The sequence below is a fragment of the Pseudodonghicola sp. genome, assembly GCF_048268305.1.
In the GTDB taxonomy this organism is placed as follows: Bacteria; Pseudomonadota; Alphaproteobacteria; order Rhodobacterales; family Rhodobacteraceae; genus Pseudodonghicola.
In genome coordinates this window covers 473,285-492,347 of record NZ_JBLWVT010000001.1, presented here as the reverse complement: position 1 = coordinate 492,347, position 19,063 = coordinate 473,285, and the positions used below count along the sequence as shown (strand labels likewise).

At 66.9% G+C, this 19,063-nt stretch carries 18 protein-coding genes and 1 pseudogene; 10 read left to right on the top strand and 9 right to left on the bottom strand.

Annotated elements, in window-relative coordinates; translation table 11 throughout:
- The first annotated feature begins 1 nt into the window (after window position 1).
- Complete coding sequence (gene pip / locus ACN0V4_RS02380) at window positions 2–943, top strand: prolyl aminopeptidase (protein WP_417673066.1); 942 nt, start codon at window positions 2–4, stop codon at window positions 941–943.
- Between the two features lie 14 nt (window positions 944–957).
- Here the strand turns inward: pip and ACN0V4_RS02375 are convergent, their stop codons facing one another.
- A complete protein-coding gene (locus ACN0V4_RS02375; RefSeq protein WP_417672909.1) occupies window positions 958–1,797 on the bottom strand; it encodes a hypothetical protein in 840 nt (279 codons plus the stop codon).
- Between the two features lie 270 nt (window positions 1,798–2,067).
- The gene (locus tag ACN0V4_RS02370; protein WP_417672908.1) at window positions 2,068–2,991 is read right to left on the bottom strand and encodes a LysR substrate-binding domain-containing protein; all 924 of its coding nucleotides are present in this window, start codon (window positions 2,989–2,991) and stop codon (window positions 2,068–2,070) included.
- Between the two features lie 208 nt (window positions 2,992–3,199).
- Here ACN0V4_RS02370 and ACN0V4_RS02365 point away from each other — a divergent pair, with 208 nt between their 5' ends.
- The 9 genes and pseudogenes from ACN0V4_RS02365 to ACN0V4_RS02325 all read left to right on the top strand — a co-directional run bounded on the left by ACN0V4_RS02365 (window position 3,200) and on the right by ACN0V4_RS02325 (window position 12,234).
- Window positions 3,200–4,474 (top strand): NAD(P)/FAD-dependent oxidoreductase, encoded by a 1,275-nt coding sequence (locus tag ACN0V4_RS02365; protein WP_417672907.1) that lies wholly within the window; start codon window positions 3,200–3,202, stop codon window positions 4,472–4,474.
- A 73-nt stretch (window positions 4,475–4,547) separates the two neighbouring features.
- Window positions 4,548–5,546, top strand: a complete 999-nt coding sequence (locus tag ACN0V4_RS02360) for a D-2-hydroxyacid dehydrogenase (protein WP_417672906.1) — start codon at window positions 4,548–4,550, stop codon at window positions 5,544–5,546.
- Between the two features lie 8 nt (window positions 5,547–5,554).
- A complete protein-coding gene (locus ACN0V4_RS02355; protein ID WP_417672905.1) occupies window positions 5,555–5,932 on the top strand; it encodes a hypothetical protein in 378 nt (125 codons plus the stop codon).
- On the top strand, window positions 5,929–7,326 hold the full coding sequence (locus ACN0V4_RS02350) for a hypothetical protein (RefSeq protein ID WP_417672904.1): 1,398 nt from the start codon (window positions 5,929–5,931) through the stop codon (window positions 7,324–7,326). Before ACN0V4_RS02355 ends, ACN0V4_RS02350 begins: the two co-directional genes overlap by 4 nt.
- 262 nt (window positions 7,327–7,588) lie before the next feature.
- On the top strand, window positions 7,589–8,557 hold the full coding sequence (locus ACN0V4_RS02345) for a TRAP transporter substrate-binding protein (protein ID WP_417672903.1): 969 nt from the start codon (window positions 7,589–7,591) through the stop codon (window positions 8,555–8,557).
- A pseudogene (locus ACN0V4_RS02340) lies at window positions 8,520–9,176 on the top strand (TRAP transporter small permease); the annotation flags it as partial. The gene ACN0V4_RS02345 and the pseudogene ACN0V4_RS02340, both read left to right, overlap by 38 nt.
- A 138-nt stretch (window positions 9,177–9,314) precedes the next feature.
- Window positions 9,315–10,640: a TRAP transporter large permease gene (locus ACN0V4_RS02335; RefSeq protein ID WP_417673065.1), complete on the top strand. Its 1,326-nt coding sequence runs from the start codon at window positions 9,315–9,317 to the stop codon at window positions 10,638–10,640.
- Window positions 10,637–11,575 carry a hypothetical protein gene (locus ACN0V4_RS02330; protein ID WP_417672902.1) on the top strand — a complete coding sequence of 313 codons (939 nt, stop codon included), beginning with the start codon at window positions 10,637–10,639 and terminating at the stop codon, window positions 11,573–11,575. The genes ACN0V4_RS02335 and ACN0V4_RS02330 overlap by 4 nt, the downstream gene beginning before the upstream one ends.
- Window positions 11,551–12,234 carry an aspartate/glutamate racemase family protein gene (locus ACN0V4_RS02325; protein ID WP_417672901.1) on the top strand — a complete coding sequence of 228 codons (684 nt, stop codon included), beginning with the start codon at window positions 11,551–11,553 and terminating at the stop codon, window positions 12,232–12,234. Before ACN0V4_RS02330 ends, ACN0V4_RS02325 begins: the two co-directional genes overlap by 25 nt.
- On the opposite strand, the gene ACN0V4_RS02320 is transcribed toward ACN0V4_RS02325, so the two are convergent.
- From ACN0V4_RS02320 to ACN0V4_RS02290, 7 genes are all read right to left on the bottom strand, one after another.
- On the bottom strand, window positions 12,221–12,994 hold the full coding sequence (locus ACN0V4_RS02320) for a carbon-nitrogen hydrolase family protein (RefSeq protein WP_417672900.1): 774 nt from the start codon (window positions 12,992–12,994) through the stop codon (window positions 12,221–12,223). The two genes, ACN0V4_RS02325 and ACN0V4_RS02320, sit on opposite strands and share 14 nt — an antisense overlap.
- Window positions 12,995–13,097: 103 nt before the next feature.
- Entirely contained in the window at window positions 13,098–13,913 is an 816-nt protein-coding gene (gene hisN, locus ACN0V4_RS02315; RefSeq protein ID WP_417672899.1) for a histidinol-phosphatase, read from the bottom strand.
- Window positions 13,910–14,686, bottom strand: a complete 777-nt coding sequence (locus tag ACN0V4_RS02310; RefSeq protein ID WP_417672898.1) for a DeoR/GlpR family DNA-binding transcription regulator — start codon at window positions 14,684–14,686, stop codon at window positions 13,910–13,912. The genes hisN and ACN0V4_RS02310 overlap by 4 nt, the downstream gene beginning before the upstream one ends.
- A gap of 14 nt (window positions 14,687–14,700) precedes the next feature.
- Window positions 14,701–15,771, bottom strand: coding sequence for an ABC transporter ATP-binding protein (locus ACN0V4_RS02305; RefSeq protein WP_417672897.1), 1,071 nt, complete (start codon window positions 15,769–15,771; stop codon window positions 14,701–14,703).
- 21 nt (window positions 15,772–15,792) lie between these two features.
- On the bottom strand, window positions 15,793–16,659 hold the full coding sequence (locus ACN0V4_RS02300) for a carbohydrate ABC transporter permease (protein WP_417672896.1): 867 nt from the start codon (window positions 16,657–16,659) through the stop codon (window positions 15,793–15,795).
- The gene (locus ACN0V4_RS02295) at window positions 16,659–17,561 is read right to left on the bottom strand and encodes a carbohydrate ABC transporter permease (protein WP_417672895.1); all 903 of its coding nucleotides are present in this window, start codon (window positions 17,559–17,561) and stop codon (window positions 16,659–16,661) included. Before ACN0V4_RS02295 ends, ACN0V4_RS02300 begins: the two co-directional genes overlap by 1 nt.
- A gap of 74 nt (window positions 17,562–17,635) precedes the next feature.
- On the bottom strand, window positions 17,636–18,940 hold the full coding sequence (locus tag ACN0V4_RS02290) for an ABC transporter substrate-binding protein (RefSeq protein ID WP_417672894.1): 1,305 nt from the start codon (window positions 18,938–18,940) through the stop codon (window positions 17,636–17,638).
- Window positions 18,941–19,063: the final 123 nt, after the last annotated feature.

The following is a 19,063-nucleotide window of genomic DNA, read 5'->3' as shown; positions in this document are numbered from 1 at the left end:
TCTGCGGGAGTTCTATCCCGAAATCGAGCCCTACGAGACCGGCTTCATGGAGGTGGGGGACGGCCACAGCGTCTATTACGAACGCGTCGGCACGCCCGGCGCGCGACCGGCGGTATTCCTGCACGGCGGGCCGGGCGGCGGCATCAACCCCGACTATCGCCGGTTCTTCGACCCCGCGCGCTATGATCTGCTGCTGTTCGATCAGCGCGGTTGCGGCCGTTCGACCCCACATGCCGGGCTCGAGGCGAACACCACCTGGCATCTGGTCGAGGATATCGAGAGGCTGCGCAGGCTGGTCGGCTGCGACAGCTGGCTGGTGTTCGGCGGTTCCTGGGGCTCGACGCTGGCGCTGGCCTATGCGCAGACCCACCCCGAACGGGTCAGCGCCCTGATCCTGCGCGGCGTCTATACCGTCACCCAGGCCGAGATCGACTGGTATTACCGCTTTGGCGTCTCGCAGATGTTCCCCGACGCCTGGGACCGCTTTCTCGCCCCCATCCCCGAAGCCGAACGCGACGATCTGATCGCGGCCTATCGCAGACGCCTGACCGCCGCGGAGGAGGCCGTCCGGCTGGAGGCAGCCCAGGCCTGGGCGATCTGGGAGGGCACCACGATCACCCTGCTGCCGCGCCCTGAGGTCGAGCGCACCTATGGCGACGCCCATTTCGCCCTGGCCTTCGCGCGGCTTGAGAACCACTATTTCCTGCATGGCTGCTGGCTGGAGCCCGGGCAATTGCTGCGCGACGCAGGCAAGCTGCGCGGCATCCCCGGCGAGATCATCCATGGCCGCTATGACATGCCCTGCCCGGTCAAGACGGCCTATGACCTGCATCAGGCCTGGCCGGAGGCGAGGCTCCATATCGTCGAGGGCGCCGGCCATGCCGCCACCGAGCCCGGCATCCGCGACCGGCTGATCCGCGCGACCGACAGGTTTGCCGGCTGACCGATGTACCGGCTTTAGCCTGAGACCCCGGCCCGCGCCCAGGCCTCCGGGCAGGCGGCGGACAGTGCGGCAAGCTTTTCCGCCTGCCAGCTGAGATAGGCCCGCCCGAGCCCTTCGGAAATCCAGCAGTCGCCGCGATTGCCCGGGCGCGCCCAGCCCATCGCGCCAAGCGTGCGGGCCTTGCCGAACATCCGCGCCACATGGGCGACCGAAACCTGATAGCGTTGCGCCACTTGCGCGGCGGCGACTTGGCCAACCCAGATCCGCCCTTCGGCATCGGCGGACCGCTGCCGGGCGGACAACACCAGATCATGCAGGACACTGCTGCCCGAGGCGCTGTTGGTGAACAGCCTGACCTCTGCCGGCGGATCGTACCAGGCCGGCGACAGGCAAATCCGGCGGGCGAAGCACGGCTGCAGATAGGCCAGCATCCCGGGCCGGCGCCGCAGCGCGCCGCTGCGACTGCCGCCGTCGATGGTATCGAGCGCGCGCAGATGGGTGTCGATATAGGTCAGCATCAGCCGCTCGCTCTTGCGCGACACCTGGGGCGCGCGCTGGCGCTGCACCGCGCGCGGGGGGTGATCGGTCAGCTGCACCCGGGTCATCTCGTTCAGAAAGGCGCGAACGGTGTTGCGGCTGGCGATCCCGGTGACGGCGATCGCCGCGGTCAGGGTCTTCGGCGACAGCGGCGGACGGGTCTCGTCGCATTGGCGTTCGAAATGCAGCGCGATTGCCATCTGGATCAGGATCCAGTGGCGGATGTCGGCCAGATAATGCACCTCGGCCGGCAGTGTGGCGTGCACGCTTAGAAGATCCTCGACCTCCCGCGACAGCCCGTCCCAGAATCGGGGCATCGCGACCAGTACCTCGGCGATATGAACGGGGCCGGGCGATATTATTTCTGACAAGGCTATGCTTCTGTCCTGACTGTCTTTTCCTCCTCCCCCTAGCAGGTTTCCCAGCGGGTTCCACAGCCGTTGCGCCGCCGGGCTTTCAGCCGCTATCCCCCAATGCCATGCGGCACGGCACGATGGGCCTGACCGGCGTCGCGACCATTGATGATCCATCAAAGCGCGCCAGCCGCCCAGACCGCCGGGGCAGAGCGACCGGCCAGCGCCACGCGGTCACATGCCGCCGCGCAGATGCGAGGCGGTACGGCGGAACTGTCGCGCCTGATCTTTCACCCAGAGGGCAAACTGATGCGCGGCGGGAATTTCGCTGCCTTGTTCCGGCCGCACCAGCCAATAGCTGTCCGCCGTGACCACCGGCCCGCCGAACGGCAGGACCAGCGCGCCACTCGCCAGTTCGGCCTCGACATAGGGCAGCGGCACCACCGCCAGGCCAAGCCCATTCTTCGCCGCCGAGATCAGCAATTCGCTGTGCGGAAAGCGTGGTCCGCGGATCGCACCGCAATGGCGCAACCCGGCCCCGCGCAACCAGGTCAGCCACAGATCGGGCCGGCTGGCGTTCTGCAAGGTCGGCAACTGGTCGAAATCCAGCGCCTCGCCGGGATGGCGCGGGGCGACGACACCGGGGGCCGCAACCACCGCCAGCTCCTCGCGGAACAGCTCGTGCGAGCGGCTGGCGGTCCACGACCCACGCCCGCGCAGGATCGCCAGGTCGATCCGCGTCTGGGTGAAGTCGATGTCCTTGGTGGTGGTGACCAGCTCGATCACCACATCCGACCGCCCACCGAGATAATCCCGCAACCGCGGCGTCAACCAGCGCGAGATCAGTGTCGGATGGGCGCAGACCACCAGCGCCTCCTCCAGCGTCTGGCCACGCACGCAATTGACCGAGGCCTGCTCGATCTGGTTCAGCCCGCTGGTCACCTCCTCAAGATAGGTCTTGGCCGTCTCGGTCAGCACCAGGCGCGATCCCACCCGTTCGAACAGCCGCACCCCCAGCAAGGTCTCGAGATTGCTGATCTGCCGGCTCACCCCGCTCTGGGTGATCGACAGATCCTCTGCCGCCTTGGTGAAGCTCATGTGCCGCGCCGCGGATTCGAACGCCAGAAGCGCCGTATGGGAGGGCAGGAACCGCCGCATCTCAGGGATCTCTCTTCATGACCAAAAGTCATCCTTGTCTGACCTTTTCGGCAGTTCTCGAACGAAAGCAACTCTGGCACACCTGAAAAGGTGACGGCGATCTGGCGTTGTCGAAGAAATATGCAAAGATTTACGGCAATGCCTGCGCACCATACCCTGTCCGGGGATGAGCTGAGGTCATGCCGAAACTGACAGAACCGAGGATACCATGGCACAGGGCTCAGGCCAGCATATCGTTGTGATCGGCGGCGGCATCGTCGGCATCGCCACGGCCGAGGCGCTGATCCGTGACGGCAACCGCGTCACCGTGATCGAGCCCGGCGCCTTCGGCGGCGACCAGGCGGCCAGCTATGGCAATGGCGCCTTCATCAGCCCGGCCTCGGTGATCCCGATGTCAGCCCCGGGGCTCTGGGCGCAGGTGCCCCGCTATCTGCTCGACCGCAGCGGCCCCTTGACCATCCGCTGGCCCTATCTGCCGCGCCTGCTGCCCTGGCTGATCCGCTTCCTGCTGGCCGGCTGGACCGAGGCGCGGGTGACCCGCACCGCCCGGGCCTTGGCCAGCCTGCTGGATCAGGCACCGGCGCGGCATGGCGATCTGGCCGCCCGCGCCGGCGTCGCCGGGATGATCCGTGCCGAGGGGCTGCTGTACCTCTATACCGACCGCGCCGCCTTTGAGGCCGACGGGCTGTCCTGGCGGCTGCGCGCGCTCTGCGGGGTGCAGACCCGGCAGGTCGAAGGCGCCGAACTGGCCCGGCTGGCCCCTGGCCTGGCCGACCGCTACACCCTGGGCATCCTGTTGCCCGAGGGGCGCCATTGCACCGATCCCGGCGGCTATGTCGCCGCCATCGCCCACCATTGCGCGGCCCAGGGCATGACCCACGCCAAGGCCCGCGCCACCGGCTTGACGATCGCCGACGGGCGGCTGCGTGCGGTCGAGACCGATCAGGGCGCGATCCGCTGCGACCGCGCGGTGATCGCCGCCGGCATCGGATCGCGCTCGCTGGCACGGCGCAGCGGCGACCCGATCCCCTTGGAGGCGGAGCGCGGCTATCATGTGGAGCTGCCCGAGGCCGCGCTCGATCTGACCATCCCGGTGATGCCGCAGGATCTGAAGGTCGCCATCGTGCGCACCGCCGGCGGGCTCAGGGTCGCGGGCCAGGTCGAATTCGCCTCGGCGAGCGCCGCCCCCGACTGGCGTCGCGCCGATATCCTGCGCGACAAGCTGATCGCCTGTTTCCCCGGCCTTGGCCGCGACGGGCAGGCCGGCCCGGTCAAGCGCTGGCAGGGCAACCGCCCTTCCACCCCGGATGGGCTGCCGGTGATCGGCGCCGCCCGCTCCTGCCCGGATGTCCTCTATGCCTTCGGCCACGGCCATATCGGGCTGAACTCCGCCCCGATGACCGGGCAGCTGATTGCCGATCTCGTTGCCGGCCGACCGCCCGCCATCGACATCGCCCCCTTCTCTCCGGCCCGCTTCGGCTGAGCCGCCTCGCCTTTCGCCTTGTTCCGGCTGCGCCGCGGCCCGATGCTCTTTACCTTTCTGACGGAGACCCGAGATGACGGACCACCCCCCGCTCACCCCCCTTCTGCCCGGCCGCCAGGAGTTGACCATCTGCTTTGCCCACGCCGCCTATGACTTCAAGCCGAGCTTCGATGCCGCCCCCCATGGCATCATCAACACGATGCAGGTCGGCACTCATGCCGATCTCGAAGCCGCCCTGCCCGAGGCCGATGTGCTCGTCATCTCCGGCCTGTGGAAGAACGACCTGCTGAACCACGCCCCCCGGCTGAAGTACCTGCAATCGATCAGCGCCGGCATCAACCAATACGATCTCGACGCCTTCCGCGCTCGCGGCATCCGGCTGGCCTCGGGCCAGGGGGTGAACAAGAACGCGGTGTCGGAACATGCCATCGGGCTGATGTTGTCGCTGACCCGCCAGTTGGCACTGGCCCGCGACAACCAGAACGCCCGGATATGGCGGCGCGAACAGAGCAACCCGATGCAGCGCGAGGACGAGCTGCCAGGCAAGACCATGGTGATCGTCGGCACCGGCGGCATCGGCGACCGTATCGCCAGGCTTGCCAAGGCCTTCGACATGAAGGTGATCGGCCTGCGCCGCGATCCGGCCAAAGGTTCCGGTGCCGCCGACGAGATCCATTCGTTCAAGGCACTGAAGACGCTGCTGCCCCAAGCTGACGTGCTGGTGCTGAGCTGCCCGCTGACCGAAGAGACCCGCCACATCATCGACGCTGAAGCACTGGGTCGGCTGAAACCCAGCGCCTTCCTGATCAATGTCGCCCGCGGCGCCTGCGTCGACGAGGCGGCGCTGATCGCCGCCCTGCAGCAGAACCGCCTTGCCGGTGCCGGCATCGACGTCTGCGCGACCGAGCCGCTGCCGGCCGACAGCCCGCTGTGGGCGATGCGGAACGTGGTCCTGACCCCGCACTCCGCCGGGGAAACCCGCCGCTACGAATTGAACGTGCTCAACCTGCTGACCCAGAATCTCGACCGGCTCTGGGCGGGACGGGGCGATCTCGTCAACCAGATCGTCTGAGATCTGCGATGTCCGATCCCCAAACCCCGGCCTTCCGCCGCGCCAGACGCCTGGCGGATCAGAAGGTTTCGGAAATCCTCGCCATCGGGGCGCGGGCGGCCGAGCCGCGGCGCCAAGGCCAGCCGGGGATCGTCAACGGCGTTTCGAAAGCCTATGCGATGACCGGTTGGCGGCTGGGCTATGGTGCCGGGCCCGCCGCGGGGCAAACCCTGACCACGGATCGCGAGTTTTGCGCCTGGCTGCTTGAGACCGCCCATGCCGCCATGGTACCGGGGGCAGCCTTTGGGCTTTCGCCCTATTTCCGGCTCTCCTACGCCACCTCGACAGCGGAACTGCAAGACGCCATGACCCGCCTCCCCTGCGCCGAGCTTGACCTGCCGGCATGACACCCGCGACGCCGCCCCTGTCCCGCGTCGGGTTGACCGCCGGGGTCGCCCTGCAATGCGCGCTGCTGCTGGCGCTGATCGCCGGCGCGCTGCTGCATCACCCGGGACTGAGCCAGCTTGCCGCCGTGCTGTCGGTGATCTGGGTCGCGACACAATGGGCGCGGCTGATCCCGCTCGCGCGCCTGTTCGCGGCGCTGGCGGTGGCAGGCTTCGGGCTGGTGCTGCTGGTCTGGCCGGAGGCCACGCCAAAACTGGTCCGGGCGCTGGTGCAGGGCAGCGGCTTTGCCGGGCTGATGATGGTGCTGGGCTTGCTGCGCCAGCCGGTGAAACGGGCCGAGATCACCCGGTCGGCGGCCGAATATCTGCTCGGTTTCCGACCCCGACACCGCTATGGCGCGCTGCAGACCGGGGCGCAATTCATGGCGCTGATGTTCAATATCGGCATCATCGCGATGATCGGCGACCTGACCCAGCCGGTCGACGGGCGCGACGTGCGGCACGACCCGGCCCGACGCGCCATGGTGACGGCGGCAATGCGCGGCGCGGCGCTGGTGTCGATCTGGTCACCGATGTCGCTGGGCTTTGCCATCGTCACCGCCGGCCTGCCCCGGATCGAGCCGATGGAGCTGATCGCCACCGCCTTCGCCTTCACCCTCGTCATTCTGATCCTCTCGGCGCTCTGGCCGCTGCTGCCACCGGAGGCGAGCCTGCCGCAGGATGAACCGCCCGCCCGCAGCGCCAGCGGCCGGCCCGCAGCCCTGGCCCAGGTGCTGGGCGCCAGCGCGCTGTTGCTGGCACTGACGATCACCCTGCATCACCTGCTGGTTCTCAACTTCACCCTCTCCGCCGTGGTGATCCTGCCGATCTTTTCACTGATCTGGCTGGCGCTCGAAGCCGGGCGGATCCAGCCGTTCGAAACCCGCCTGCGCGACGCGTTGCTGGCGCTGGCCGATCTTCGATCAGAGAGCGCGCTTTTCCTCTCGGCCAATGTGATCGGCGCCGCCCTCTCGGTCGCGGTGCAGGCCAGCCCGCTCTGGCCGCTGCTGTCGGGCGGCAGCTTCGCCAGCCTGCCGACCCTGCTGATCTGCCTCTTCGCCATCCCCTTCGCCGCCGCGCTCTATCTGCCCAATACCATCCTGGTGGTGCTGGCCGCCCAGCTGCTCGGGCCGACCCAGTTGGGGCAGAGCCATGCGCTGGCGCTGGGGCTGACCCTGTGCATCGGCTGGGCGCTGGCGATCTGCATCAATCCGATCAGCGCGATGAACCTGATCGTCGGCAGGTTCTGCGACGTGCCCGCCGCCCGGGTGGCGCATCGCTGGAACATCCGCTTCGTCGCCATGACATTCGCGCTTGCAGCGCTGCTGATCAGCCTGATCTTCTACATCGGCGGCTAATCCGCTTGCCGCCCCCCGGCCCCGGCAATCTCCATCCCGAACCGGCGCCGGTATCGCTCGCCGACTGAAAATGACGCCGCCAGGAGGCAGACAAACCGGAGAGCATCCGCCCATCATGACTTTCAGTCATGGCGAACCCAGCTTTGTTTCATTCCAATAGCTGACAACTTCTGCCAACGTCTTAAACTGAGGGAGTCCAAGGGTCGGCGCGATCGGCCCAGGCCCCCAAGAAACTGCAATAATGACCACGGAGAGGTTTATCATGAAAATCACCGCAGCTTCGATCCTGGCGCTGTCGACGGTGCTGGCCGGCGCCGCCACGGCCGAGACCTGGGACATGCCGATGGCTTACCCGGCCTCGAACTATCACACCGAAAACGCGCAGGTCTTCGCCGATGCGGTCAAGGCATGCACCGGCGGTGATCTGGAGATCGTGATCCATGCCGGCGGGTCGCTGTTCAAGGGCGACGAGATCAAGCGCGCCGTCCAGCTTGGCGAGGCGCAGATCGGCGAACGTCTGCTGTCGGCCCATGCCAACGAAAACCCGATCTTCGCCTATGATTCCGTGCCTTTCCTCGCCACCTCCTTCGAAGCCTCCGACAAGCTGCGCGATGCCGCCGCGCCGGTGCTGTCCAAGGTGATGGCCGATCAGAACCTGACCCTGCTCTATTCGGTGCCCTGGCCGCCGCAGGGGCTCTATTTCTCCAAGCCGGTGGAAACGCCCGAGGCGATGAAGGGCGTCAAGTTCCGCGCCTATAACGCGATCACCGCCCGGGTGGCCGAACTGGCCGGCATGGTGCCGACCCAGATCGAGGCCGCCGATCTGAAACAGGCGCTGGCCACCGGCGTCGTTTCAGCGATGATCTCCTCGGGTTCGACCGGCGTCGACGAAAGCGTCTGGGAAGACATGACCAACTTCTACGACGTCAAGGCCTGGCTGCCGCGCAACACGGTCTTCGTCAATACCGAGGCCTTCAACGGGCTGTCCGACAAGGCCAAGGCCTGCGTCACCGACGAGGCGGCCAAGGCGCAGCTTCGCGGCACCCAGAAGGCGGCCGAGTTGGCCGATGGCTTCGTCAAGACCCTGGCCGAGCATGGCATGACGGTGGGCGCACCGACCGCCGCCGTCAGCGCCAAGCTGTCCGAGATCGGCGAGACCATGACGACCGAATGGCTGGCCACCACCGGCGCGGATGGCAAGGCCATCATCGACGCCTATAAAGCCGAGTAAGAACAGGCTAACCCGCCGCACGGTGCCCCGGATGCTCCGGGGCACCTGTGACCCCTCCTGCCAGTGCGCCGCGGCGCTGCGGCCAGGGTGGAACATGCGCCGGGCGCCTGTCGGACAACCGATGCATAGAGATACATTGACCGATCCCGAACCCGGCAACCGGACGCCGACCTTGATGCGGCGCCTGTTCGACCGCCTCTATTCCCTGTCAGGCCTTGGCGCGGCGCTGGCGCTGGTGGCGATTCTCTGCCTTGTGGTGGCGCAGATGGTCAGCCGCTGGCTGGGCATCCTGTTTCCCGGCGGCGCGAATTATGCCGGCTATGCGATGGCGACAGCCTCCTTCCTGGCGCTGGCCGACACCTTCCGCCACAACGAACACATCCGCGTCGGCATGCTGGTCGACCGCACCAGCGCGCTGCGTCGCGGGATCGAGATCTGGTGTTATACCACTGCCGCCGTGGTGGCGCTGTTCTTCGCCTGGTATGCGGTCAAGGCACCGATCCTGAGCCACAAGATCAATGATGTCTCGCAAGGGCAGGACGGCACACCGCTGTGGATACCGCAGATCGCCATGGCCTTCGGCGCCTGCCTGCTGGCGATTGCCATCCTCGACAGCCTGCTGGCACTGCTGTTTACCGATGGCTATGGCATCGACACGCCGCGCAGGCCGATCCTGCGCGATGCGCTCGCCGCGATCCCCGCCCGGCTGGTGATGCTGGCGGCCTCTGCCCTGGTGATCTATGCCGCCGTCCACCTGATGACCGGCTTCGACCGCCATGCCGTGGGGCTGAAGATCGGCGTCTTCCTCTTCGTGCTGTTCTTCCTGCTGGGCTCCGGCCTCTGGGTCGGGCTGGCGCTGATGGGGGTGGCCTATATGGGGATGATCGGCTTCACGCCGCGCAACCCCGGCAGTTCGATGTCGATCACCGTCTGGTCCTCGGCCTCAAGCTGGACGCTGACCTCGCTGCCGCTGTTCATTTGGATGGGCGAGATCCTCTATCGTACCCGCCTGTCCGAGGACATGTTCAAGGGACTCGCCCCCTGGCTGGCACGGTTTCCGGGCGGGCTGCTGCATTCGAACGTCGTGGGCTGCACCGTCTTCGCGGCGGTCTCCGGCTCCTCGGCCGCGACGCTCTCCACCGTCGGCAAGATGTCGATCCCGGAACTGCGCAAGCGCGGCTATCCCGAGTTCATGATCATCGGCACCCTGGCCGGCGCCGCCACGCTGGGGCTGATGATCCCGCCGTCGCTGACGCTGATCGTCTACGGCGTCACCGTGCAGGAAAGCATCACCAGCCTGTTCATGGCCGGCGTGCTGCCCGGGCTGGTGCTGGCTGGCATGTTCATGGCCTATATCGCCGCCTGGTCGGTGGTGCGCAAGGATCAGGCCCCGGCGCCCGAGCCGCGGATGAGCCTGGGTGAAAAGCTGTCCGCCTCGGTCCTGCTGATCCCGGTGATCGTGCTGATCGTGGTCGTCATCGGCTCGATGTACCTGGGCATCGCCACCGCGACCGAGGCCGCCGCCTTCGGGGTGATCGGCGCGCTGCTCTTGGCCGGCATCCAGGGCTCGCTGAGCTGGGCGGCCTTCCGCGACAGCCTGCTGGGCGCCACCCGCACCTCGGCGATGATCGCGCTGATCCTGATGGGCGCGGCCTTCCTGACGCTCGCCATGGGCTTTACCGGGGTGCCACGCGCCCTGGCCGGGCTGATCGCGCAGATGAATCTGTCGCCGGTGGCGCTGATCGCCGCGCTGACCGTGTTCTATATCGTCATCGGCATGTTCCTCGACGGCATCTCGGCGGTGGTGCTGACCATGGCGATCATCGAGCCGATGGTGCGCGCCGCCGGCATCGACCTGCTGTGGTTCGGCATTTTCATCGTGGTGGTGGTCGAGATGGCGCAGATCACCCCGCCGGTGGGTTTCAACCTCTTCGTGCTGCAGGGAATGACCCGGCACGACATGGGGTATATCGCCCGCACCGCCCTGCCGATGTTCCTGATCATGGTGCTGATGGTGGCGGTGTTGGTGGCCTTTCCCGGCCTGGCCACCTGGCTGCCGAAACTGGTGCAGGCCGCGCAATGACCCCGCTGACATGGATGGGCCGGCATGCCTCGGCCCTCCTGCTTCTGGGCCTGGTGACGGTGCCGCTGCTGCCGCTGTCGCCCGACCGGCTGAGACCGCTGCTGCCTGCCTTGGTGGTTCTGGTCACCGCCCTCGGCATCGCGCGCCAGCCGCTCGACCCCGCCACGCTGCGCCGGCTCTTCGCGCCGGGGCCGGTGCTGGGGATGGTGCTCTGGCTCGCGCTGTCGCAGATCGGCGCGGCGCTGCTGGTGGTGGGGCTCGGCCGGCTGGCCGGGGCCGATCCCCAGCTTCTCCTGCTGCTCGCCGCCTTCTTCGCCGCAGCCCCCCTCGGCTCGGCCCCGAACCTCTGCCTGATGCTGGGCTATGACTTCAGCCTCGGGCTGCGGCTGACCCTGCTCGGCACCCTGCTGGCGCCCGTCCTGCTGCCCGCCACCCTCGGGCTCAGTGGCCTGCCGTTCGAGGCCTCGGTCCCGCAGCTCGCGCTCCGGGTCTGCGGCATGCTCTCGGGCGGCATTCTGCTGGGCCTCGCGATCCGCGCGCTCTGGGGCGGCGCCCGCATCGCCCGCAACACCGATATCCTGAACGGCCTCGCCGCGCTGGCGATGATTGCCTTTCTCTTCCCGCTGCTCGCCGGCAGTCGCGAGGCGCTGATGACCCGGCCGCATCTGGTGCTGGGCCTGCTTCTGCTGGCGCTCACGCTGAATTTCGGCGGCAACCTGCTGATCCGTTCCGCCGCCATGACCATGCTGCCGCGCCCGGCAGCCCGCGCCCTGGGGCTGGTCTTCGGTAACCGCAACACCTCGGTCGTGCTGGCCTCGCTGCCGTTCGACCCGCTGCTGACACTCTTCGTCGCGGCCATGCAATTCCCGATCTACGCCACACCGCTTCTTTTCTCAGCCTTCGAGACACCATGCCCGCCTTCATCGGAATCCTGAGCCTCGACACCCGCTTTCCGCGGATTCCCGGCGATGCCGGCCATCCGGACAGCTATCACCTGCCCGCCCGGGTGCGGGTGATCGAAGGCGCCGGCAGCCCGGATATCGTCCGCGACGGCCGCCCCGCGCCCGAGCTGGTGGCGCGGTTTCGCACCGCCGCCGAGGAGCTGGTGGCCGAAGGCGCCTGTCTGATCACCTCGACCTGCGGGTTCCTGATCACCGTCCAGCGCGAGATCGCGGCGGGGCTGCCGGTGCCGGTGGCGCTGTCGGGCCTGTGCCTGCTGCCCGTGGTGCGGCAGATGATGGGGGCGCGGCCGATCGGCGTTCTGACCGCCTCGGCCACCGCCCTGGGAGAGACCGCGATCCGCGCCGCCGGCGCCACCCCCGATGAGGTGCGCATCGCCGGGTTGCAGGACCGGCCGCTTTTCGCGGAAACCTTCCTGGCGGCGAAGGAGAGCCAGCGCACCGGCTTCGACCCGGCGGCGATGGAGGCCGAGGCGACCGAGACCGCCCGTGGCCTGATCGCCCGCGCCCCCGAGATCGCGGCCATCGTGCTGGAATGCGGCAACCTGCCGCCCTATGCCGCCGCGATCCAACAGGCGACGGCGCGGCCGGTGTTCAGCCTCTTGGATGCCGCGCGGCTGGTCATGCCCCGCTGACCAGATCGTCGAGCTGGCTCGACAGCATCCCGGCCGGATAATCCCCCCGCGCCGGCAGATCGGCGATCAGCAAGGCGGGCCCGCGTCCGGCGCTGGCGATCGGCACGCCATCGGGGCCGGCGATGACCGACATCCCCCCGAACTCAAGCCCATTCTCGGCGCCGCAATAATTCGCATAGGCGACGAAGACCGCATTCTCGGCGGCGCGGGCCGGCACGAACAGGCGCTGCACATGTTCGAAGCCCACCGGATTGGCGGTCGGCACCAGGATCACCTCGGCCCCGCGCCGGGCCAGGTCGCGGGCATGTTCGGGAAACTCGATGTCATAGCAGATTTGCAGCCCGCAGCGCCGCCCGGCCAGATCGAAGACCGGCGCCGGATCGCGACCGGGCGCAAAGCTCGCCCGCTCCATCGCGCCGAAGAGCTGGCGCTTGCGATAGGTGGCGAGCACAGCGCCGTCGGGCCCGATGGCGGTGGCGCTGTTCAAGACCCTATCGCCCGCCCGCTCGGCCCAGCCGAACACCAGCCCGCAGCGATGCGCCGCAGCCAGGGCGGAAAGCCGGGCGATCCACGCCCCCTCGACCGGCTGCGCCGTGACGGCATGAAGATCGGGGCAATTATACCCGGGCAGCAGCAGCTCCGGCGCGATCAGAAGATCGGCACCGGCCGCGGCGGCGGCGGTTACCGCGACCTCCAGCCGGGCCAGCGCCTGATCGGGGTCGCCATTGGCGGGCGGGGTCTGCAGCAGGGCGAGTTTCATGGCGGCTCCATCTCGTCGCGGTCGTTGGCAGGGCTGACGACGCAGCCCTGCAATGGTGATACCGCCTTCGCCCCCTGCCCGCCCAGCGATTTCCGCCCGCGGATCAAAGCCCTCGCAGCGCCGGGTGCCCCGAGGCCTTCGCCGTCAGCTCCGCGATCCGCTCCAGCGCGGCTCGGTGCAGCGCGGGCGTGGCCGCCGCCAGCACCTGCCCCGAGGAAGCCAGCGACAGCGGCTCCCCCTGCCAGTCGCTGATCACCCCGCCCGCCGCCGTCACCACCGGCACCACCGGCAGGTAGTCATAGGGTTGCAGCTCGGCTTCGAGGATCAGGTCGATATGACCCGAGGCGAGCAACCCATAGCTGTAGCAATCGCCACCGAAGCGGCGCGCCTGGCAGGCGGCGCTCACCCCGTCAAAGACCTGCATCTCCGCCGGCGTGAACTGATCGGGCGAGGTGGCGAAGAGGATCGCCTCCTCCAGCCGGGTGCGGCCCGAAGTGGCACAGCGCCGCCCGTTCAGCCGCGTCTCGCCACCGGCATGGCCGATCCAGGTTTCCCCCAGCATCGGCATGTCGATCACCCCCATCACCGGCGCGCCGGCGTCAAGCAGCGCGATCAATGTGCCGAACAGCGGCACGCCCGAGATGAAGCTCTTGGTGCCGTCGACCGGGTCGATCACCCAGACATGCCGCGCGTCGAGCCGGGCGGCCCCATGCTCTTCGCCATAGACGCCATGATCGGGAAGCCGCCGGGCCAGAACCTCTTTCATCGCCTTCTCGATGGCGCGGTCGGCCAGGGTGACGGGGCTGTGATCCGCCTTGCGCTCGACCTCCAGCGGGGTGCGGAAATAGGCCCGCGCCAGCGGTCGGGCGGCGGCCAGCATCTCTTCGGCGACGGCCTCGACGTCCACAGGCGCGCTCATGCCTTGGCCTCGCCGGCGGCGGGATCGGTCAGCAGCAGATGGCCATGTTCGATCTGTTCCAGAATCTCATTCGGGGCGCCGTCGGTGACCAGAACATCCACCTGCGACCAGTCGCAGACATGGATCAGCCCGGATTTGCCGAACTTGCTGGAATCGAGCAGCACGATGGTTTCATCCGCCAGCGGGATCATCGCACGCTTGAACTCCGCCTCGAAGAGATCGAAGTCGTAGCAGCCCCGGGCCGAGCCCGCGACCATCGAGGTCACGAAATAACTGGGGGTGAAATGCGACAGGAATTCGATCGTGCCCGCCCCCGAGATGGTGCGATCGGCGCTGCGCAACTCCCCTCCCGGCAGGATCACCCGGTGCGGGCTGTCGGCGGCGGAGAGAATCTGCGCGATCTCCAACGAGATGGTGAGAATGGTCATCGGTTCGCGATGCACCAGTTCGCGGGCCAGGAAACAAGCGGTGGTGCTGTTGTCCAAAAGCACCGTGGCGCCTTCGCGGATATGGCTGGCGGCGCGGGCGGCGATGGCGGTCTTGGCCTCGGTCGCCTCGCGCAGCCGGCGCTCGAAGGGCGGCTCGGTGCGCGGCATCGACAGCCGCACCCCGCCGTGGAACTTCTCGACGATGCCCTCCTCCGACAGGACCTTGAGATCGCGGCGGATGGTTTCGTCCGAAACGTCGAACTGTTCCGCAAGATAGGTGATCGCCGCCTTCCGGCGGTCTTCGAGCAGCGCGAGAATCTGCTGCTGACGTGCTGTTCTGGTCATCTCTCCCCCCTTGATCAGGCCTCGCTCGCGATGGCCTGACCGGTTCCCGCGTGAAACAATCTCGCGCGGCTGAGGTCGAAATCCAACCCCACTTCGCTGCCGGCCTCGGGGGCCAGGGCCACCGGGCTTTTCACCACCACCCGATCCGCGCCCAGCGCCACTTCGACCAGCGCCTCGGCACCGATCAGCTCGGTCCGCTCGACCCGGCCGCGCGCCATGCCGGCCGCGGCGGTGACAAAGCTGATCTCCTCCGGCCGCACGCCCAGGATCACCTCGTCGGGCAGCTCGCCGCCAACGTCGATCCCGGCACCGAAGGCGGCGTGGCCGATCCGCCCCGCCCCATCGCTGCGGCAGGGCACCAGCCCCATTTCCGGCGACCCGATGAAGGTGGCGACAAAGGTGTTCGACGGGCGCATGTAGATCTCCATCGGCGCGCCGACCTGCTGCAACTGCCCCTTCGACATCATTGCAACGCGGGTGCCCAATGTCATCGCCTCGATCTGGTCATGGGTGACATAGATCACCGTCAGCCCCAGTTCCTGATGCAGCCGCTTCAGCTCTCCGCGCATGCGGTTGCGCAGCTTGGCATCGAGGTTCGACAGCGGTTCGTCGAACAGGAACACCTTGGGCTGGCGCACCAGCGCCCGACCGATCGCCACCCGCTGGCGTTCGCCGCCCGACAGCTCCTTCGGTCGGCGGTCGAGCAGGTCGGTGATATGCAGGATCTCGGCCGCCTCGCGGATGCGCGCGTCGATCTCGGCCTTGCTCAGCCGGGTGGTCTTCATCAGCCCGAAGGCCATGTTCCGATAGGCCGTCATATGCGGGTAGAGCGCATAGCTCTGGAACACCATGGCGATATCGCGCTTCTGCGGCGCGGTGTCGGTGACATCCACCCCGTCGATCAGCAACTGGCCCGAGGTGATATCCTCAAGCCCCGCGATCATCCGAAGCGTGGTGGACTTGCCGCAGCCCGACGGGCCGACCAGCACCATGAATTCGTGATCCTCGATGGTCAGGTTGATGTCATGCACCGTCTCGCGCTTGGCGTAGGACTTGCAGATGTTCTTGAGTTGGACGGTCGCCATGAGGGGTCTCCGGTTCTGGCGTCACTTGACGCCGGTATGCATGAAGCTGTCGATGAAACGACGCTGGAAGATCACGAAAAGCAGCAGCAGCGGCGATACCACGAGAGTGGTTCCGGCCATCAGCCGCGGCCAGTCGGCGCCGCTGTCGGCCTTGGCCAGCAACCCCAGCCCGATCGGCAGGGTGCGCACGCTTTCCGAGTTGGTGACCAGAAGCGGCCACATGTAATCGTTCCAGTGGGTGACGACAGAGATGATGCCGAAGGCGATCAGCGTCGGCTTCACCAGCGGCAGATAGACATGCCACAGGATGCTGAAATGCCCGCAGCCATCCAGCCGCGCCGCATCCGACAGCTCGGACGGGACTTGCCGAAAGCTCTGCCGCAGCATGAAGGTGCCATAGCCCGAGGCGACGAAAGGCACGATCATCGCCGGCAGGGTATTGACTAGCCCCATTTCGCGCAGGGTGACGAAGTTGGTCAGGAAGATCGCATAGATCGGGAACATCACCTGCAGCAGGAACAGGGTGAAAAGCGCGTTCTTGAACGGAAACTCCAGCCGCGCAAAGGCATAGGCCGCAAGCGTGATGGTGACGATCTGCCCGGTCAGGATCGAGCCAGTGACAATCACCGAGTTGATCAGATAGGTGCCAAAGGGCGCCACCGCGAGCGTGTTGGGATAGTTGGCGAAATTCAATGCCTTCGGCCAGAAGCCGGCGGCCTGGTCGAACACTTCGGCATTGGTCTTGAGCGAGGTGATGACGATCCAGATCAGCGGGCTCAGCCACAAAAGCGCCAGCGGCACCAGCAGCAGATGCAGCCATTTCTCGCGCAAGAGCCTGCGCAGGGCGGGACGGCGCGCCGGGGTGGCGGCCGGGGTCAGATCGCGCATCAGCGTTCTCCCAGATAATGGACCCGGCGGCCCAGGGTGACGGCAACCAGCCCGATCACGCCGAGCACGAAGACCAGGAGCGCATTGGCCAGCGCCGAGGCATAGCCGATGTCCTGATACTGAAAGCCGTTCTGATAGATGTAGAAGGTCAGCACATTGGTGCTATCGGCGGGGCCGCCCTGGGTCATCACATAGACATAATCGAAGATCTGATAGCTGTGCAGAATCCCGATCACGATGACGAAATAGAGCGTCGGAGAGATCAGCGGCACGGTGATGTGGAGAAGCCGCTGCCATCCACTCACCCCGTCGAGCCGCGCCGCCTCGTAAAGGTCCGAGGGCACCAGCTTCAGCGCCGCCAGCAGGATCAGCATGAAATAGCCCGAATATTTCCAGATGCTCATGATCACGATCGCCGGCAGCGCCCATTTTCTGTCGTAAAGCCAGTCGAGCCGCGGCAGGCCGAAGGTGGTCAGCGCCTCGTTGATCGGGCCATAGCCGGGGGCATAGAGAAACACCCAGACCATACCGGCCGCGACCGAGGGGATCATCACCGGATAGAAGAAGGCCGAGCGATAGACCGCCATGCCGCGCAGCTTGCTGTCGAGCGCCACCGCCAGCAGCAGCGCCACCGCGATCGACAGCGGGATCGTCGTCAGCGTGTAGAAGGCGGTATTGCCCAGCACCTTCCAGAACAGCCGGTCCTCGAGCAGGCGGATATAGTTCTCCGCCCCCAGCCAATACATCTCGGGATCGCCCAGCAGCACATCGTGCAGGCTGAACCAGATCGACCGCAGGATCGGCCAATAGGTGAAGACGGCAAGAAAGACGAGCGAGGGAAGCAGCAGGGCGTAAGCCAGCAGAACCTCTTTCCGGCGCGTCTGGGCGAAACTCTGGGCCATTCTTTTATCCTTGGGGAAACGGGTGACGGGCGCGAACCGGCAACGGCCCGCGCCCCTCCTTGGCGAAGGGGGAATCAGCTCTTCTGACGGCGCAGCACGCGGGTGATCTCGCGGTTCACCTCGGTGGTGGCCCCCTCCAGCGCCGCCTGCGGCGCGATCTCGCCGGCCAGGGTGCGGTCGATGGCGCTTTTCAGCACGTCACGGGCGCGCGAATAGGCCGGCACCTGCAGGAAGGCGCCGGAATATTGCGCCTGTTCCATCGCCACCTTGGCCTGCGGCACCTCGATCAGGTACTGCTGCATCTCGGGGGTTTCCCAGGCCGACTTGCGCACCGCCAGATAGCCGGTCGCGCGGCACCATTCCGACTGGTTCTTGGTGTTGGTCATCCAGCGCGCAAAGGTCCAGGCGGCCTCTTTCTTGGCGTCCGACTGGTTCTTGGCGATCATCAGCGGGCCGCCACCTTGCGACGCGCCCCATTGCTTCTTCTTCGGCATGAAGGCGACGCCGACCTCGAAGGGCGAGGACTTGCGCAGGTTGGTGAGCGAGCCGGTGGAGTGATAGAGCATCGCGGTGGACCCGGCCATGAAGTCGTTGGCAGAGCCCTGCCAGGTCGAGGCCGGCGCCATGCAGCCCGCGTCCACCATGGTCTTCCAGAAGCTCAGCGCCTCGACCGACTCGGGGCGATCCCACAGCACCTTGTCCTTTTCCCACGGCACCAGGCCGTTCTGCCGGCAATAGCCTTCGAACATCCAGTCGTGCCAGCCGCCGCCGATGATCAGGCCCCAGCGCTTCAACTCGTCGCCGTCGCGAATGGTCAGCGCCTTGGCGGTCTCGAACAGCTCGTCCCAGGTTTCCGGCGCCTTGGTGATGCCGGCAGCCTTGAAGGCGTCCATGTTGTAATAGAGCACCGGGGTGGAGGGCTGATAGGACAGGCCGTAGAGCCGATCATCCGACACCGCGGTATCGAGGAAGCCACCGATGAAGTCCTGATAGATGTCGTCGGCCTTGGCCTGCGCGGTGATATCCTCCAGCGCATCGAGTCCCAGGAAGGTCTGCAGCGAGGAGTTGATCGGCAGCCACAGCGCCGGCGGCTCGCCGACGCCCAGCGCGGTGATCACCTTCTGCTCGGTATTGTCATAGGACCCGGCATAGATCGCCTCGACCTCGACGCCATCATGGGTGTCGTTGAATTCCTTGATCATGCCGGAGATGATCGTATTGATATCGCCCGACACGCCGACCGGATACATGAACTGCAGTTTCACCGTCTCGCCGGCACGCGCCGGGGTCAGGAGACCCGGCATCATGCTGACGAAGGGCGCGGCCAGGCCGGAAGCGAGCAGGCGGCGACGGCTTATGTTGGATTTTGTGGAAGTCATCTGATATCCTCTCTGCGTTGCGTGGAAACCATTTGGAGTCTGCATCAGTCCTTCGATGGGGTACTCAGATGCTGCGGCGCTCTCTGACCGTGTTTCAATGGGGGTGATCCGATGTTTCGAGCG